The organism is Streptococcus sanguinis, assembly GCF_019928825.1.
Classification (GTDB): domain Bacteria; phylum Bacillota; class Bacilli; order Lactobacillales; family Streptococcaceae; genus Streptococcus; species Streptococcus sanguinis_L.
This window is the reverse complement of the sequence record NZ_JAHZOP010000001.1, coordinates 162,481-180,604: the sequence shown is the minus strand read 5'-3', so window position 1 is coordinate 180,604 and position 18,124 is coordinate 162,481. Positions and strand designations below refer to the sequence as shown.

Here is an 18,124-nt window from a genome sequence, read left to right as displayed (position 1 = left end):
ATTATGACAATGAAATACAGTAAACTAATTTTTCTTGCAGCATCTGTTCTTGTTCTAGGCGCGTGTTCGTCAGGTAAAGACACTACTGGAGATAGCTCTGATAAACAAGCGGCTAGCTCAACCAGTACGGTTAAGAAACAAGATGCTGAAAATGGCAAAAACTCTAGCCAATATACGACAACATCTTCAGATAGTGCTGATACTAAAAAGGAGCAAAATCACGAGGCCAAAACTCTTGATCAAAATGTTTCTTATAACGGCAGCTACTACAGTGTCAAAGGGAAATATGATGAGATTCTCGTAGTCAACAAGCACTATCCTTTGTCAGCTTCCTATAACCCAGGTGAGAATGCGACTGCTAAAGCAGAATTGCTCAAACTGATTGCAGATATGCAGGCACAAGGCTATGCCATTAGCGACCAATACAGTGGTTTCCGTAGCTATGACACTCAGACCGAGCTCTATCAAAACTATGTCAATCAGGATGGTAAGGCAGCTGCAGACCGCTATTCGGCTCGACCAGGCTACAGCGAGCACCAGACTGGTTTGGCATTTGACTTGATTGACAAGAATGGTAATCTCGTACAAGAAGCTGGAGCAAGTCAGTGGCTTCTAGATAACGCCTATAAGTACGGTTTTATCGTTCGCTATCTAGAGGGTAAGGAAGGTTCAACTGGCTATATGCCTGAAAGTTGGCATCTGCGCTATATTGGTCAAGAAGCCAGGGAAATTGCTCAATCAGGAAAGTCTTTAGAAGAATATTTCGGCATTACTGGTGGAGACTATGAAAAGCAGTAGTCACATCATCCATTAGAAGGAGGAAGAAAATGAAATTTTTTGTTACCAATCCCAATAATGATTTTGCAGAAACACCTGTGCAAGAAGAAGGCAGAATCATCCATCATCTGCATCTTGCCAAAGGAAAAGAAGTACCAGAACACAGTGCTGATGCACTGGTAATAGTTGTTTGTTTGTCGGGAGATGTAAGCTTTTCTGCTGGAGAACAAACCGTGCGGTTAGTGGCAGGTTCCTTTTTGACGATGGAGCCCAATGAGCCACACAGTTTGTTTGGGGAGGAAGATAGCCACCTCTTGGTTATCAAACAACTAAAATATTAATAAATTCAAAATACTAGAAGCTGGAATAAATGCTTCTAGTATTTTTTACTACTTTTTAAAGCTTATTCATTTCTGTAAATAAAAACCCATAATGAAGAAATGCATGAACAGATTTTTTGATTCTTAAAACAAACTTAAGATAAGCTTAAAAAAGGCTTAAGATAAGCTTAAAATAAACTTAAATAAAAAATCGAAATGAGAGGGTGAGAAGTTTTTATAAATAAACAATAAAAATAATTTACACAATGTAAACCAAATTATAAACATTTTTCTATTATTTTAGTTCGTTAAAAAGAAGATTTTATAGATTTTTAAAGCTAAAAAACAGAAAAATAAACAAAAAGACGAACTATAAAAAATTACCCATAAAAATAATTTACACCCTGTTAACTAAAATGCTTGCATTCAAAAATTTCTTGTGCTATAATTCGTCTTGAGGGTGAGATATGCATAAAAAAGTATTTTCAAGCATATTGACTTCTTTGTTTCTAAATCAAATGTTATAAAAACATTTATGTGCAACCTTTAATCAGGTGGATTCACTAACTAGTGATTCGTTTTTTGCGTTTGATAATGATGGAGCAGTCAACTGTCAGCTGGCAGTATTTTCGTGAAAGTCTTTTTTATGAAGTTGTGCACAAAAAATAAATTCCCCCCACAAAAAAATAAAGTGATGTTGGTCACTTTGGAGGTTTAATTAATATGAACAATCGTTTCAGACTCTTATCAAGATCTGTTGTAGCGGCTGCGGCTATTATTCCAGCATTTGCTCTTGCGAATAATGCTCAGGCTCAAGATTATGGTTATAACTACTATCAACCAGGTTATAATTACTGGAATGGTGGTTACAACAATTATAACTATGGTTATAACAACTATAATTACCGTAACAACCGCAACTACCGTTACAACAATTACAACTATGGTTACAATAACTATAATTATGGCTATAACAACTATAACTACGGATATAACTACGGTTACAATGTCTATAATTACGACTATGGTTATAATAACTATTATCCAGGCTATAACAACTGGAATTATAACTATAGCAACAACTACGGATATAATGGTTGGAATAACTACAACAATCTGGCAAATGATGAGAACTATATTTACTGGAATGGTAACCATTACTACCGTATGACAGATGGTTCTTACCGTATCTATCGTGATGGTGAGTGGAAGCCACTGACAAATACTAACAATAACAGCACATCCAGTAACAACCTGGAAAACGATCCACATTATCGTTATGAAAATGGTTATCATTACTATGTGTTGGATAATGGCGACTATTACTACTATCAAAATGGCAAGTGGGTGTTTGTTAAGGATTCTACTGATAACTCAACTAATCCAACAACTCCAAGCCAGCCGGAAGAACCAAAACCAGAAGTTCCAACTCCGACTCCAGCGGAACCAGAACAACCAACGCCAGCTCCTACTGATAAACCAGATGAGCCTACTACACCAGCAGAACCAAAACCAGAGGTACCAAGTGTTGATTTGCCAGAAAATCCTCCAATTAACGGTGCAGAAGGCGACCTCAATCCATTTGCTCCGAAACCAGAGCAACCAGCAGAACCAAAACCAGAAACTCCAACAAGACCTGCTGTACCAGAGACTCCTGGTTTGGTAACAACTGATAAACCAAGCGAAGATCAAATTCCGCCATATGTTGAAAAACCAGCAGAAGGTCTTGAACACTTGACATGGGCACCAAATGGACGAGCTCCGAAAATTATCTACCCAACTGGAAAACCAGGTGACAAGGCTCTTGAGTCAGATCCTAACTATTACTTTGATGGTTCTACACATTATTACCGTATACCATCTGACTCAGAAGCAAATGGATACTCTCCATATTGGAAATGGTTTGGTGACAAATGGAAACTTCAAGGTATGACTGATCCAAACGATCCAGCTCTTGATCCAAAACTTCACGAAAACACTGCTGATGATGAATACATGTACAGTGATAAAGACTCTAGCGTGAAATTGTACTCAACTAACCTAGTGACAACGGCTAAAGCTGGTCAGCCGCTGCCATTCAAGAACGTTGAAGAGTTCAAGAACTACGTTATCGAAAAGATGAATCCTAAGTTCCTTGATAATGCAGGATGGGATGCCAAAGTTGAATGGGAAATCGAAGATCCAGAAATCTTTGAAAAAACCAAAGAAAACCCATATGCTAAGGATTATGTCTTGATTGCAAACCTTAAGAGTGGCGTTGAGGACAAGAAATACAGTGATGTAGAATTTGGTTATGTTAAGTTTGTTTACCGTGTTGAAGCAACAAACGATACAAACTATGACTATGTTTCAAAAGCTAAAGAAGCTTTCGCTAAAATCAATGAAGAGCGTAAAGCTCAAGGCTTGAAAGAGTTGACATGGTCAGAAGACATTTATCAAAATCAAGCACTTCCAAAAGTAAATGAAATCTCACGTCAATACGATAGCTCAGGCTTTGTTGGACGTCGTGATGAAGATGCCTCTGTTGTCGTTAAGAAATGGGCTAACAGCGGTCTGAGAGAATTGCTTCTTGATCCTAACGTAACTGAAGGGGCAGTAGCGACAGTTGTAGACGGAAATGGTGTTTACTACTGGGCTTACAGCTATAAATAATAAGGAATTGTATTCTTAAATATCTGTGCTCTTAATCTTTGGTTGCATATAAACCACACTCCAAAAGTTAGATTTTAATCGACTGACTTTTGGAGTTTTTTTGTTGAATTAACTAGGAAGCAAAAGTAGCGGTTGTGGATAGATTTTAAAGTTTAAAAAGGCGAAAAGAAATTTTGAGTACAAAAAAAGCACCGATTGGTGCTTATGATTATTTGAGACCGTATTTTTTGTTGAAACGATCCACACGCCCATCTGCTTGAGTGAACTTTTGACGTCCAGTGTAGAATGGGTGTGAGTCTGATGAAATTTCTACACGGATCAATGGGTAAGTTTCCCCTTCGAATTCAACTGTTTCGTTTGAACGCTTAGTTGAACCACTAAGGAACTGGTAGCCGGTAGAAGTGTCCATGAAGACAACTGGGCGGTATTCTGGATGAATATCTTTTCTCATTTTACAAAAATTTCCTTTCTGCCATGGTCTCTTTGCGAGCCATAGATTAGTTACTTTGATAGTTTATCAAATTCTGATTGATTTGACAAGACTTTTAGACTAATTTCTTACTTTTTTACCAATTCTTTCATCTCGGTGTAGATTTGCTCTATTTCTTCTTTTGAAAATGCATTGGCTCCGCTGGCTAAGGGGTGTCCTCCGCCATGATGATTTTTAGCAATACCGTTGATAGGAATAACCTTGCTGCGCATGCGGACACGGTAGTGACCTTCAGGCTGCTCAACAAAGATAGCCCACAGACCGACTTCTTCGATTCGTCCAGGTGCTCCGACAATGGCCGCAGTATCAGCATCGGTTAGTTGATAGGCTTGTAAAACTTTCTGAGGCAGAATGACCCGCGCAGTTCCATTTTCATCTATTTCCAACTGCTCATATACATAGCCCTGCAGTTTAGCGACTTGGCGGCTGATAGAGTCCATTTTGCGAGACAAGGCTGATAGGTCGAAATCGTATTGACGCAGCTTGGCAGCTACTTCGAATGTGCGGGCGCTCGTAGAAGGATAAAGGAAGCGGCCAGTGTCGCCGATGATACCAGCATAGAGGAGTTCTGCAGCTTCCTTGCTCAAGCCTAAGTCATTTTCAAAGGCAAAGAGAGCAATCATTTCACTGGCACTGCTGGAACTTGTATCTACCAGAGAAATATCTCCGTAAACCTCATCATCAGGATGATGATCGATTTTGATCAGGAAATCGCCTGTCGTGTAGCGTTGGTCGTCAATGCGAGCTGTATTAGCGGTGTCACAGACGATAACTAAGGCCTCTTGGTATTCTTCGTCTGTAACTTGGTCCATTTGCACCAACCACATGAGATTGGGCTCATCGTAGCCTGTTGTTTTGATTGTTTTTTCTGGAAAATGGTACTGAAGGAGCTTTTGCAGTCCGACCTGACTGCCAAGAGCATCAGGATCTGGCCGCATATGGCGATGGATAATAATAGTATCGTATTCTTTGATCTTACTTAAAATATCATGATAAAGAGTCATAAATAACCTCGTCAACTTTCTTTACCCATTGTAGCATAAGAGTTTTTATTTTTAAAATAAAAAAGATATGATATAATGAGAGCAGATTAGAATTTGGAGGAAACTATGACCTTAGCGAAAATTGTATTTGCCAGCATGACTGGAAACACCGAGGAGATTGCTGATATTGTGGCGGATAAGCTAAGAGATTTGGATGTAGAAGTTGAAGTGGACGAGTGCACCACTGTCGATGCAGAAGATTTCTTGGAAGCAGATATTGCGATTGTGGCGACCTATACCTATGGTGATGGTGAGCTGCCGGATGAAATGATGGACTTCTACGAAGACTTGTCTGGTTTGGATTTGTCTGGCAAGGTCTACGGAGTGGTCGGTTCGGGCGATACTTTCTATGATGAATTCTGCAAGGCTGTTGATGACTTCGATGCTGCCTTTGCTGCTATAGGAGCGGTGAAGGGTGCAGAAAGCGTTAAAGTGGATCTATCTGCGGAAGATGATGATATTGCACGTTTAGAAGCTTTTGCGGAAGGCTTGGTTAATAAAGTTTAAAGTGATAAATAGAGAAAACGGCTACGGCCGTTTTTTTGTGCGAAAGTGTTATTTTCTGACAATTCTCATGATTAGGAGTATAATGTAGGTAAGCGCTATCCATCAGAAAAAGGAGGAGCCCTATGAAAGAACGTGACTATGCTTTTGGCTTTCATGATGATGTCAAGCCACTCTTTTCGACTGGGAAGGGTTTGACCGAAGAAGTAGTTCGAGAAATCTCAGAAATCAAGAATGAGCCCCAGTGGATGCTGGACTATCGTCTGCGCTCCTTGGAACTCTTCCATAAGTTACCTATGCCCGACTTTGGCCCTGATTTGTCAGGGATTCGCTTTGATGATGTTATCTATTATCAGAAGTTAAGCGGAGATCGGGCTCGCAGTTGGGATGAAGTTCCAGAAGAGATTAAGAAAACCTTTGACCGCTTGGGAATTCCAGAAGCTGAGAAGCAGTTCCTATCTGGAGCTGTGGTTCAGTATGAGTCTGAAGTGGTTTACCACAATATGAAGGAAGAGTTTGCCAAGCTGGGTATTATTTTCACTGATACGGATACGGCTGTCCAGGAATATCCCGACTTGGTCAAGCAGTATTTTGGTACTGTGATTTCAAACGCTGAGCATAAATTTTCTGCGCTTAATAGCGCAGTTTGGTCTGGCGGAACCTTTATCTATGTGCCCAAGAACGTCCAGTGCCAAGTTCCTGTTCAGACCTATTTTCGAATCAATGGCGAAAATGCCGGCCAGTTTGAGCGCTCCTTGATGATTATCGAGGAGGGCGGTTCTATCCAGTACATCGAGGGCTGTACAGCACCGACTTACACAAGCAATAGTCTTCATGCGGCAAATGTCGAAATCATTGTCAAAAAGGATGCCTTTTTCCGATATACGACCATTCAAAATTGGTCGGACAATGTCTATAACCTCGTAACGGAGCGGGGGATTGTTGATGAAGGCGGCACCTTAGAGTGGATTGATGGGAACTTAGGCAGCAAGGTCAATATGAAATATCCCTGCAGTATTCTCAACGGCCGCAACGCAAGGACTTCTGTTTTATCCATGTCTTTTGCCAACTATGGTCAGCACTTGGATGCAGGCTGCAAGGTTTTTCATAATGCGCCCAAGACTTCCAGTACTCTGATTTCTAAATCAGTTGCCAAGGATGGTGGAAAGACAGACTATCGTGGTCAGGTTCGCTTTGGGAAGAATAGCGCTGGCTCCAAATCTCATATCGAGTGCGATACCATTCTGATGGATGGTGAGTCCAGTTCGGACACCATTCCTTTTAATGAAATCCATAATTCCAATGTCGCGTTAGAGCATGAAGCCAAGGTTTCCAAAGTATCTGAGGACCAGCTCTACTATCTCATGAGCCGAGGTATCAGCGAAGAAGAAGCCACAGCTATGATTATCAATGGATTTATGGAACCCATTACCAAAGAACTACCAATGGAATACGCCGTCGAACTCAACCAACTCATCAACATGAGTATGGAAGGCTCAGTTGGTTAAAAAGGTTCGGGGAACCTTTTTAATCTGCGGATAAAAACTCGCTTTTGCGAGTTCTCATTAATAGGTTCGGGGAACCTTATTAATCTGTAGATAGGGGCTCGCTTCTGCGAGTTCCTTTTAATCTGAGGTCCGGAGGACTGTTTTAGGTTGCGGATAAAAACTCGCTTTTGCGAGTTCTCCTTAATCCAAGGTTCGGTGGACTTTTTTAATCTGCGGATGAGAACCGACGGTAGTCGGTTTACCCTGAGACAAGCCTAACGGGTATTTTTAGGTTGTGGCTAAGCACTCGGTTAAGCGAGTTCCCTTTAATCAAGGTCCAGTGGACCTTTTTATTTAGAATTAAACTAGAAAATTTTACTATTTTTTGATATGATAGATAGAATATAAGGAGGAATGAGATGACGTTAGAAGAAATCAGACAGGAAATTGATCAAGTGGATGATGCAATCGTTGCCCTGCTGGAGCAACGCATGAATCTGGTTGGCCAAGTCGTGGCTTTAAAAAAATTAACAGGCACAGCTGTCTTGGATAGTAAAAGAGAAGATGTGATTTTTGCCAGAGTGGCGGATAAGGTTGAAAACAAAGACTACAAGGAAACTGTTATTGCGACCTTTTCTGACATTTTAAAACGTTCGCGTGAATTTCAGAATAAAAATATCTAATGAAAGAAGTACAGAACTCAATAGCTGTGGTTTTATCTGCGATGGCAGGAGGCTGGCTACGTTACCAAGTAGCGCTCTTATCAGTTTTTGCTGATTCATTTCCGCTGGCTACCTTACTGATCAATTATTTGGGGACGTTTTTGCTAGTCTATATTATCAAGGGCTATCTTAGCAGTAAAGTTAAGTCCCAGCGCCTAATTCTAGCACTTTCGACCGGTTTTTGCGGAGGTTTGACGACCTTTTCTGGTCTTCTGCTAGACGGCATCAAGTTAGCAGATTCAGGGCGCTATATGGAGCTTCTTATCTATCTAGTCTTAAGTGTAGGTGGTGGCCTTGCAATCGCCCTATGGGCTGGAAAGCAGGTGAAGGCATGATGTGGGCGATGTTAATCTGCTGCGGCGCTGGTGCTCTTGTGCGTTATGTTTTCTCCAAGGTCAATAGCAGAGCATCTCTTCCGATTGGGACTTTGGCGGCAAACCTTCTAGGTGCTTTTCTCATTGGATATTTTTATAATCATATAGAAGACAAGCAGGTTTATGTCATTTTAGCAACAGGCTTCTGTGGTGGCCTGACGACTTTTTCCACCTTGAATGATGAGCTGGCAGAGCTCTTTTCGGAGCGAAAGAAATTTGTTTTCTATTTGGCTCTGACCTACATACTTGGTTTTTTAGCGATTCTTTTGGGAATTTTCATTTAAATATCTTTACATTTTTAGAAATTTTGATATAATATACTTTGTGCCTAATGGAAGCACAAAAAACGGCTAATCCGCTGCGGTCTTGAACCTTAAGATTAGTAAGATAGGAGTAGAAAAAATGAATCCATTAATCCAAAGCTTGACTGAAGGTCAACTTCGTACTGACATCCCTGCATTCCGTCCTGGTGACACTGTCCGCGTTCACGCGAAAGTTGTCGAAGGAAGTCGCGAACGTATCCAGATCTTTGAAGGTGTGGTTATCGCTCGTAAAGGTGCTGGTATTTCAGAAACTTACACCGTTCGTAAAATCTCTAATGGTATCGGTGTTGAACGTACTTTTCCAATCCACACTCCACGTGTTGACAAGATTGAAGTCGTTCGTTACGGTAAAGTCCGTCGTGCTAAATTGTACTACCTTCGTGCATTGCAAGGTAAGGCAGCGCGTATCAAAGAAATTCGCCGTTAATCTTAGAAAGACTCTGTCGTTGGGCAGAGTTTTTCTCTAAGTCCCCTTAGTTCAATGGATATAACAACTCCCTCCTAAGGAGTAGTTGCTGGTTCAATTCCGGCAGGGGACATAAAATCCTAACAATAACCCTCGATTTACAGGGGTTTTTGTTATAGTCGGCCCTAATCTGCCCCAAAAGTTTCAAAAGTCTTTCTTATCTGATTATGATTTTTTCTTTTTGTTGTTCTAAATGGTGGGTGTAGACTTCTGAAAACTCAAAACAGATGGTTTGTCGCCATTCCCAAGTTACGAGAGTAATATCATTCTTCATAGCTGCAGATATGGAGATATTGAAGAATGAAAAATGAGCGCTACAGCAAAAGCTGTAGCGTTTTTTTAGTAAAAAGTGACAAAAATACTCATTATCTATTGAATTTTTGAGTTTTTAAGTTTACAATGATATTAATATAATGTGTAATGAGGTGGAGTTATGAATGGAAAAATTTTAGGGCTAGATATCGGTGTAGCTTCTGTGGGTGTGGGAATTATAGACAAAGAATCTGGTGAAATTATTCATGCCAGTTCACGAATTTTCCCAGCGGCTACTGCTGACAGCAATGTTGAGAGACGAGGATTTCGCCAAGGTCGGAGATTAGGACGCAGAAAGAAACATCGAAAAGTTCGTCTAGCTGATTTATTTAGGGATGCTGAGCTTGTAACAGATTTTTCAAAAGTATCTATCAATTTAAATCCTTATGAATTACGAGTTAAGGGACTAATTGAGAAATTAACTAATGAAGAATTATTCATTGCGTTGAAAAATATTGTCAAAAGGAGAGGGATTAGTTATCTTGACGACGCTAATGAAGACGGTGAGTCTTCTTCCTCAGAATATGGCAAGGCTGTTGAAGAAAATAGAAAGCTGCTCGCAGATAAAACACCAGGACAGATTCAGCTGGAACGTTTTGAGAAATACGGACAGGTTCGAGGTGATTTTACCATTGAAGAAAATGGAGAAAAACACCGTCTGCTTAACGTGTTTTCGACCTCGGCTTATAAAAAAGAAGCAGAGCGAATCTTGACAAAGCAGCAAGACTATAATCAAGATATCACTGATGAATTTATTCAGGCTTATTTAAGGATTTTAACTGGAAAACGTAAGTATTACCATGGACCAGGGAATGAAAAGTCTCGTACGGATTATGGACGCTTCAGAACAGATGGAACAACTTTGGATAATATTTTTGGTATTTTGATTGGGAAATGTACCTTTTATCCAGAGGAATACAGAGCTGCTAAAGCTTCTTACACGGCACAGGAATTTAATTTACTCAATGATTTGAACAATCTGACTGTTCCAACAGAAACTAAGAAGCTCAGTGAGGAGCAGAAGAGACAGATTATTGAGTATGCAAAAGGGGCTAAAACTTTAGGTGCCGCTACTTTATTGAAGTATATAGCAAAATTGATTGACGCGTCAGTGGACGATATTAAGGGCTATCGGATTGATAAAAGTGAAAAACCAGAAATGCATACTTTTGATATTTATCGAAAAATGCAAACATTGGAAACGGTTGACGTTGAGCAACTATCTAGAGAAGTTTTAGATAAGCTGGCTCATATTCTCACACTCAATACGGAACGTGAAGGAATCGAAGAAGCGATTAAAGTATCATTTACTAAAGGAGAATTTGAACAAAATCAGATTGCTGAATTAGTCTCATTTAGAAAGTCTAATAGTTCTTTGTTTGGAAAAGGCTGGCATAATTTTTCAATCAAATTGATGATGGAGTTGATTCCAGAGCTTTATGAAACATCTGAAGAGCAAATGACAATCCTTACACGATTGGGCAAACAAAAAACAAAGGCAAGATCTGAACGAACCAAGTATATTGATGAGAAGGAATTGACCGAAGAAATTTACAATCCAGTAGTTGCTAAGTCAGTCAGACAAGCAATTAAAATCATAAATCTTGCTACAAAGAAATATGGCATCTTTGATAATATCGTTATTGAAATGGCGCGCGAAAATAATGAAGAGGATGCAAAGAAAGATTATGTGAAGCGTCAAAAAGCCAATGAAGATGAGAAAAATGCTGCAATGGAAAAAGCTGCTCATCAATATAATGGAAAAAAGGAACTACCAGATAGTATTTTTCACGGGCATAAAGAATTGGCTACGAAAATTCGTCTTTGGCATCAGCAGGGAGAAAAATGTCTTTATACTGGGAAGAATATAACAATAGCAGATTTGATTGAAAATCAGTATAGATATGAGATTGATCATATTTTGCCTCTTTCTCTTTCATTTGATGATAGTTTAGCAAATAAGGTACTAGTTTTAGCAACAGCCAATCAAGAGAAAGGACAGCGTACACCATTTCAAGCACTGGATGGTATGGATGATTCTTGGTCATATAGAAAATTTAAATCTTATGTCAAAGTCTCTAAGGCACTCAGTAATAAAAAGAAAGATTACTTGCTGAATGAGGAAGACATTAACAAAATTGAAGTCAAACAAAAATTTATTGAGCGCAATCTAGTTGATACTCGCTATTCTTCTCGAGTAGTTCTAAATGCTCTTCAGGATTTTTATAAATTAAATGATTTTGATACCAAGATTTCAGTGGTGCGCGGACAATTTACTTCTCAACTTAGAAGAAAGTGGCGGATTGACAAATCGCGTGAAACTTATCACCATCATGCAGTCGATGCATTAATTATCGCGGCCTCCAGTCAATTAAGACTTTGGAAAAAGTGGAATAATCCTCTGATTTCTTACAAGGATAACCAATTTGTGGATTCTGAAACAGGAGAGATTATTACATTGACTGACGATGAGTACAAAGAATTAGTATTTAGAGCCCCTTATGATCATTTTGTTGATATGCTAGGCAGTAAAAAATTCGAAGATAGTATTTTATTTTCCTATCAAGTGGATTCAAAGTATAATCGTAAGATTTCTGATGCAACGATTTATGCAACTAGAAAAGCGAAATTAGGTAAAGATAAGTCGGAAGAAACTTATGTATTAGGTAAGATTAAGGATATATATTCTCAAACGGGTTATGATGCTTTCATAAAGCTTTATAAAAAGGATAAAAGTAAATTTCTGATGTACTGTAAGGATCCGCTAACTTTTGAAAAGGTCATTGAGGAGATTTTAAAAACATATCCTGATAAGGAACAAAATGAAAATGGAAAAGAAGTTGCTTGTAATCCCTTCGAGAAATATAGACAGGAAAATGGTCCTATTCGAAAATATAGTAAAAAAGGAAAAGGTCCAGAAATTAAGAGTCTGAAATACTATGATAACAAATTAGGGAATCATATAGATATTACCCCAGCTAATAGTGAGAATCAGGTTATATTACAATCTTTATCTCCATGGCGTACAGATGTCTATTTTAATCCAGAGACTGAAAAATATGAATTATTAGGCTTGAAATATGCTGATTTACAGTTTGAAAAGGGAACTGGGAACTATTCTATAACTCTAGATAAATATTACGAAATCAAAGAAAAAGAAGGAGTAAGCGAACAATCAGAATTCAAATTTACCTTATATAAAAATGATTTACTTTTAATTAAGGATACAAAGACTAAGGAACAACAAATGTTTAGGTTTTTATCTAGAACTATGCCAAACCAAAAACACTATGTTGAATTGAAACCCTATGATAAAGGAAACTTTGAAGGTAAGGAGAAAATTAAAGTATTTGTTACAACATCTAATGGTCGCTGTTTAAAAGGATTGGGAAAAGCGGACCTCTCCATCTACAAAGTTCAAACAGATGTTTTAGGGAATAAACGTTTCATCAAAAAAGAGGGTGATGCTCCAAAACTCGAATTTTAAAATAATCTTTAAAAAGAGTTGCAATTAGCTCTGCAATATATTATAATGATGATTGTAAGGGACGCCTTACACAGTTACTTAAATCTTGCAGAAGCTACAAAGATAAGGCTTCATGCCGAAATCAACACCCTGTCTATTGGCGGGGTGTTTTCGTATTTTAAAGGGGAAATTGATGACTTGGAGAATTGTACATGTATGTCAAAGTGAAAAAATGAGATTAAAACTAGATAATCTCTTAATTAAAAAGATGGGAGAAGAATATACCATTCCTTTGAGTGATATTTCTATCATAGTAGCAGAGGGTGGAGACACAGTTGTTACACTTCGTTTACTGAGTGCTCTAAGTAAATACAATATTGCTTTGGTCGTTTGTGACAATGAGCATCTGCCAACCGGTATCTATCATTCTCAAAATGGGCATTTCAGAGCTTATAAGAGATTACAAGAACAATTGCTTTGGACGCAGGAGCAAAAAGACAAACTCTGGCAAATTATTACTTATTTCAAGATTAATAATCAGCAGGATGTGTTAGCCATGTTTGAGAAAGATTTAGCTTGTATTCAATTGTTGGCTGACTATAAAGATCATATTGAACTAGGTGATAAAACTAATCGAGAAGGACATGCAGCTAAAGTTTATTTTAATGAATTATTTGGTAAAAAATTTGTTCGCGTAACCCAGCAGGAAGCTGATGTTATTAATGCAGGTTTAAATTATGGTTATGCAATTATGAGAGCTCAAATGGCAAGGATTGTGGCTGGTTATGGCTTAAATCCCTTGATTGGAATCTTTCACAAAAATGAATACAATCAATTTAATCTGGTAGATGATCTGATGGAACCTTTTAGGCAGATTATTGATGTATGGGTTTATCAACATTTAAGGGAAGAAGACTATTTAAAATATGAATTCCGATTAGCTTTAACGGATTTATTAAATGCAAAGATTCGTTATGGTAAGGAAAATTGCACTGTAACTGGAGCTATGGATAAATATGTAAAAGGATTTATTAAATGTATTGCGGACAAAGATACAACAAAGTTTTATTGTCCGATTGTCTCAAGTTTGGAATCGAGTAAATAAAATGAGGTATGAAGCAATGAGATTGATTTGTTTTTTTGACCTTCCTATGGAAACTAATCAGGAAAAGCGAAGCTACCGTAATTTCCGTAAAGAATTGATTGCAAATGGTTTTGAAATGCTACAGTTTTCCGTATATTATCGAACTTGTCCTAATCGTAGTTTTGCTAGTAAATTTTACAAAAAACTAAAACAAAGTAATCTACCTAGCGGTAATGTTCGTTTACTAGCTGTAACAGAAAAACAGTTTTCTGAAATGGTTCTAATCATTGGTGGCAAAACTAAACAAGAAGAAGTAGTTAGTGATAAAAAAATGGTGGTTATATGAAATGGAAATTCACACATCCTTATCGAGAAGATTTATCAATAAACTTTGGAAAGTTTACTCAAATAATAGGAGAAAATAAACAGTTAAAATATTATATTTGGCAAATACTAATCTGGTATTTTGATGGAAAAAAATATAGTATGGAAGACCTAAGTCTTTTTGAGCAAAATGAGCCAGTAATTTTTTCTGACGAAAGTGTTTTGAAAAGAACAGATTATAAGATTATCTCAATTTCAGATATACAAGATTTAATCGAACAAATGGCTTATAAGAAAGGTACAGTTTCCTTTGATTATTTAAAAAGTAAGCTAAATGATTTTGAAATAATGGGACTAATTGATGTGATTAATGACAAATTGGATCTCATTTCAAGTAGTGTGAATCAAAGACTTAATCTTCACATTGGAGAAGTTGAATATCACACTGAAAGCCAGTATTTCAACCCAGAGCAACTAATTATTAAAAATTTTCTACCTTATTTCGGTCTAGGTGATAAAAACATCTCCTTTGAATTTTTAGAGAATGAAACAAAATTTTTCTTCTTTTTAGACATGATATCAGAAGTTGCGTGTCAAAGCAGTAGTAAGATAATTCTTATCACTCATAACATGGATAGTTATTTAAACTATAGTGAGTTTATAAATTGTTGTAAAAAGATGAATGAGATGACTATGGATTTACAAAATTTTCACGTTATTAACTTTCTATCAAGCGAGGGATATATTTATATAAATAAAGAAAACATAATGAATGTTAATATTGTTGCGGATTTAGTAGAACACTTTTACGAATTTTCATTTATGTATGAAAGATTTTTTGGTCAATATCCTGCTAATGAGGTACCGGATGAAAAGGTTTTTTTAGAGTCGTTACAAAAAGTTTCATCATATCTTTTTAGTAAGGATATTGCTCATATTAGTTTATCTATTCCAGATATAGTTACTTTGAAAATTATAAATCATTTGTACCAATACGATAAAAAGCCAAGAATTTGTTCTACGATGTCTAATCCGCTATTAATTAAGTTTTTGAATACCTATAATTGACAGGAATCGCAATAGGCATTATAATCAATATATGAGTATAAAAATCACAATTTTTCCATTTGAGGTTTTTGTACTCTCAAGATTTAAGTAACTGTACAACAAATTTTACAAAATTTATATTTACGCTGGGTTTTTGTACTCTCAAGATTTAAGTAACTGTACAACAAGAACGGGAAAGAGCCTAACAATCCATCCGTTTTTGTACTCTCAAGATTTAAGTAACTGTACAACTCTTGGTCGAGGTTGTCGCTACGGCAGCGGGTTTTTGTACTCTCAAGATTTAAGTAACTGTACAACGCGCCAGCATGTTTTGACAAGGAGGAACCAGTTTTTGTACTCTCAAGATTTAAGTAACTGTACAACAGAGTCGAAAAGCATAGCTTTTTAATTTCCGTTTTTGTACTCTCAAGATTTAAGTAACTGTACAACGTGCTAGAGGTTTTACAGCTTTTGGTGCGTGTTTTTGTACTCTCAAGATTTAAGTAACTGTACAACCTAGGGAAGCGTTGAGTATTCTGTCTGATAGTTTTTGTACTCTCAAGATTTAAGTAACTGTACAACAATCCTCGGGCACATCAGAACGCAACTTACGTTTTTGTACTCTCAAGATTTAAGTAACTGTACAACTTTTCTTCTAAACTAAATTCAAGTTCTAATGTTTTTGTACTCTCAAGATTTAAGTAACTGTACAACAGAAAGGCCTCTTATAAGACTAAGAAAATGGTTTTTGTACTCTCAAGATTTAAGTAACTGTACAACAGCGGTTCATTTTTAGGGGCATTGTTGTCAGTTTTTGTACTCTCAAGATTTAAGTAACTGTACAACCTTTCAGGCGAGACACTTTTTCCGCAATGTGTTTTTGTACTCTCAAGATTTAAGTAACTGTACAACATACATTTTCAAATATTCTCGGTCAAATTCGTTTTTGTACTCTCAAGATTTAAGTAACTGTACAACGTTTATCGCAGAGCCAAAAGCGTGTGATATGTTTTTGTACTCTCAAGATTTAAGTAACTGTACAACTTAAACGAGCCAAAATCTCGATCAAGGTACGTTTTTGTACTCTCAAGATTTAAGTAACTGTACAACAATTTTCAATATATGTCCATTTCCTTTCATGTTTTTGTACTCTCAAGATTTAAGTAACTGTACAACGTAATTCCCGCACGAACGATAAGAATCGTTGTTTTTGTACTCTCAAGATTTAAGTAACTGTACAACGTTGGGAAGATATAGCAGACTATGTACCTTGTTTTTGTACTCTCAAGATTTAAGTAACTGTACAACCCTTAGAATTATCCACCGATTACAATTTTAGTTTTTGTACTCTCAAGATTTAAGTAACTGTACAACAAGTCCGCTTGTGGATCTGCCTTTAACCATGTTTTTGTACTCTCAAGATTTAAGTAACTGTACAACATTATACACCAAGTTTACTTGTTTTGTTTAGTTTTTGTACTCTCAAGATTTAAGTAACTGTACAACTTACTTACAAGTTAAGTATAACATATTACAGTTTTTGTACTCTCAAGATTTAAGTAACTGTACAACTGGACTCTAGATAAAATGATGGCAAGTGCGGTTTTTGTACTCTCAAGATTTAAGTAACTGTACAACCGATGCCAGACCTTACTGTACTCCGTTTCTGTTTTTGTACTCTCAAGATTTAAGTAACTGTACAACCTTTAAACATTTAAAGATCAACGAAGAAGAGTTTTTGTACTCTCAAGATTTAAGTAACTGTACAACATGGATATTCGAACCTACCTCAATCAAGGTGTTTTTGTACTCTCAAGATTTAAGTAACTGTACAACGCAAAAATGCTAGCCTATGCCGTGTTAATCGTTTTTGTACTCTCAAGATTTAAGTAACTGTACAACCTAATCCGGAAATTAAAGTCCATGGATTTGGTTTTTGTACTCTCAAGATTTAAGTAACTGTACAACTTGAGATGGATCATTTGAGAAATCTCCCTTGTTTTTGTACTCTCAAGATTTAAGTAACTGTACAACGATGTTTAATGGAAAATAAGAAAAGATACAGTTTTTGTACTCTCAAGATTTAAGTAACTGTACAACATTGCCGTTGTAAGTTATAATTTATTTGAAGTTTTTGTACTCTCAAGATTTAAGTAACTGTACAACAAATTCCTTCAAACTATGTCCGTGATTCTGGTTTTTGTACTCTCAAGATTTAAGTAACTGTACAACATAAGGATAAGGTTAAACATCTTTCTGAAGGTTTTTGTACTCTCAAGATTTAAGTAACTGTACAACCAATAAGCATTGCTTTAAACTCAGCTTCTTGTTTTTGTACTCTCAAGATTTAAGTAACTGTACAACAAATTAAACCAAAGGTTGATAATATTAATCGTTTTTGTACTCTCAAGATTTAAGTAACTGTACAACGATTGGGATGTCGGCTAGGACTAGTTCCTTGTTTTTGTACTCTCAAGATTTAAGTAACTGTACAACTTCGAATATGCAATTCTCTTGCCCTTTTCAGTTTTTGTACTCTCAAGATTTAAGTAACTGTACAACGGTACATTTCTATGGCTGAGGGAGCTGCAGGTTTTTGTACTCTCAAGATTTAAGTAACTGTACAACAAAAAACGTGGAGCGAGTTGGAACATGCCTGTTTTTGTACTCTCAAGATTTAAGTAACTGTACAACTCTATCATCAGGATTTTCCGCATTAGCACGTTTTTGTAC

At 37.0% G+C, this 18,124-nt stretch carries 15 protein-coding genes, 1 tRNA gene and 1 CRISPR repeat array (1 of these 17 cut by a window edge); of the genes, 14 read left to right on the top strand and 2 right to left on the bottom strand.

Going from position 1 to position 18,124, the window contains the following annotated elements; translation table 11 throughout:
- Positions 1 to 3 precede the first annotated feature (3 nt).
- The 3 genes from ldcB to K1J09_RS00825 all read left to right on the top strand — a co-directional run bounded on the left by ldcB (position 4) and on the right by K1J09_RS00825 (position 3,749).
- Positions 4 to 798 carry an LD-carboxypeptidase LdcB/DacB gene (ldcB, locus tag K1J09_RS00835; protein WP_398578147.1) on the top strand — a complete coding sequence of 265 codons (795 nt, stop codon included), beginning with the start codon at positions 4 to 6 and terminating at the stop codon, positions 796 to 798.
- Between the two features lie 29 nt (positions 799 to 827).
- Entirely contained in the window at positions 828 to 1,118 is a 291-nt protein-coding gene (locus tag K1J09_RS00830) for a cupin domain-containing protein (protein ID WP_223322612.1), read from the top strand.
- Positions 1,119 to 1,820: 702 nt separating this feature from the next.
- Positions 1,821 to 3,749, top strand: coding sequence for a CAP domain-containing protein (locus K1J09_RS00825; RefSeq protein WP_223322614.1), 1,929 nt, complete (start codon positions 1,821 to 1,823; stop codon positions 3,747 to 3,749).
- A gap of 208 nt (positions 3,750 to 3,957) precedes the next feature.
- Here K1J09_RS00825 and K1J09_RS00820 read toward each other — a convergent pair whose 3' ends face one another.
- Positions 3,958 to 4,200 (bottom strand): type B 50S ribosomal protein L31, encoded by a 243-nt coding sequence (locus tag K1J09_RS00820; protein ID WP_002895374.1) that lies wholly within the window; start codon positions 4,198 to 4,200, stop codon positions 3,958 to 3,960.
- A gap of 107 nt (positions 4,201 to 4,307) precedes the next feature.
- Positions 4,308 to 5,243: a DHH family phosphoesterase gene (locus K1J09_RS00815; RefSeq protein ID WP_223322616.1), complete on the bottom strand. Its 936-nt coding sequence runs from the start codon at positions 5,241 to 5,243 to the stop codon at positions 4,308 to 4,310.
- Positions 5,244 to 5,348: 105 nt separating this feature from the next.
- Between K1J09_RS00815 and K1J09_RS00810 the strand changes: the two genes are divergently transcribed.
- The 11 genes from K1J09_RS00810 to csn2-St all read left to right on the top strand — a co-directional run bounded on the left by K1J09_RS00810 (position 5,349) and on the right by csn2-St (position 15,412).
- Positions 5,349 to 5,789 carry a flavodoxin gene (locus K1J09_RS00810; RefSeq protein ID WP_223322618.1) on the top strand — a complete coding sequence of 147 codons (441 nt, stop codon included), beginning with the start codon at positions 5,349 to 5,351 and terminating at the stop codon, positions 5,787 to 5,789.
- Positions 5,790 to 5,911: 122 nt separating this feature from the next.
- Positions 5,912 to 7,294 (top strand): Fe-S cluster assembly protein SufB, encoded by a 1,383-nt coding sequence (gene sufB, locus K1J09_RS00805; protein WP_223322620.1) that lies wholly within the window; start codon positions 5,912 to 5,914, stop codon positions 7,292 to 7,294.
- A gap of 398 nt (positions 7,295 to 7,692) precedes the next feature.
- A complete protein-coding gene (locus K1J09_RS00800; protein ID WP_002933578.1) occupies positions 7,693 to 7,956 on the top strand; it encodes a chorismate mutase in 264 nt (87 codons plus the stop codon).
- Entirely contained in the window at positions 7,956 to 8,330 is a 375-nt protein-coding gene (gene crcB, locus K1J09_RS00795; protein ID WP_002897475.1) for a fluoride efflux transporter CrcB, read from the top strand. The genes K1J09_RS00800 and crcB (K1J09_RS00795) overlap by 1 nt, the downstream gene beginning before the upstream one ends.
- Positions 8,327 to 8,653: a fluoride efflux transporter CrcB gene (gene crcB, locus K1J09_RS00790; protein WP_049547967.1), complete on the top strand. Its 327-nt coding sequence runs from the start codon at positions 8,327 to 8,329 to the stop codon at positions 8,651 to 8,653. The genes crcB (K1J09_RS00795) and crcB (K1J09_RS00790) overlap by 4 nt, the downstream gene beginning before the upstream one ends.
- Positions 8,654 to 8,771: 118 nt before the next feature.
- Positions 8,772 to 9,119, top strand: a complete 348-nt coding sequence (rplS, locus tag K1J09_RS00785) for a 50S ribosomal protein L19 (protein WP_002900259.1) — start codon at positions 8,772 to 8,774, stop codon at positions 9,117 to 9,119.
- A 40-nt stretch (positions 9,120 to 9,159) separates the two neighbouring features.
- Positions 9,160 to 9,231, top strand: a tRNA-Arg gene (locus tag K1J09_RS00780).
- Positions 9,232 to 9,591: 360 nt separating this feature from the next.
- Complete coding sequence (gene cas9 / locus K1J09_RS00775) at positions 9,592 to 12,957, top strand: type II CRISPR RNA-guided endonuclease Cas9 (protein WP_223322622.1); 3,366 nt, start codon at positions 9,592 to 9,594, stop codon at positions 12,955 to 12,957.
- Between the two features lie 172 nt (positions 12,958 to 13,129).
- Positions 13,130 to 14,041, top strand: a complete 912-nt coding sequence (gene cas1 / locus K1J09_RS00770; protein ID WP_223322624.1) for a type II CRISPR-associated endonuclease Cas1 — start codon at positions 13,130 to 13,132, stop codon at positions 14,039 to 14,041.
- 1 nt (position 14,042) lies between these two features.
- Positions 14,043 to 14,366: a CRISPR-associated endonuclease Cas2 gene (gene cas2 / locus K1J09_RS00765; protein ID WP_223312977.1), complete on the top strand. Its 324-nt coding sequence runs from the start codon at positions 14,043 to 14,045 to the stop codon at positions 14,364 to 14,366.
- Entirely contained in the window at positions 14,363 to 15,412 is a 1,050-nt protein-coding gene (gene csn2-St / locus K1J09_RS00760; RefSeq protein ID WP_223322626.1) for a CRISPR-associated protein Csn2-St, read from the top strand. The genes cas2 and csn2-St overlap by 4 nt, the downstream gene beginning before the upstream one ends.
- Before the next feature lie 64 nt (positions 15,413 to 15,476).
- Positions 15,477 to 18,124: a CRISPR direct-repeat array (repeat unit 36 nt; unit sequence GTTTTTGTACTCTCAAGATTTAAGTAACTGTACAAC) (it continues 421 nt past the right edge of the window).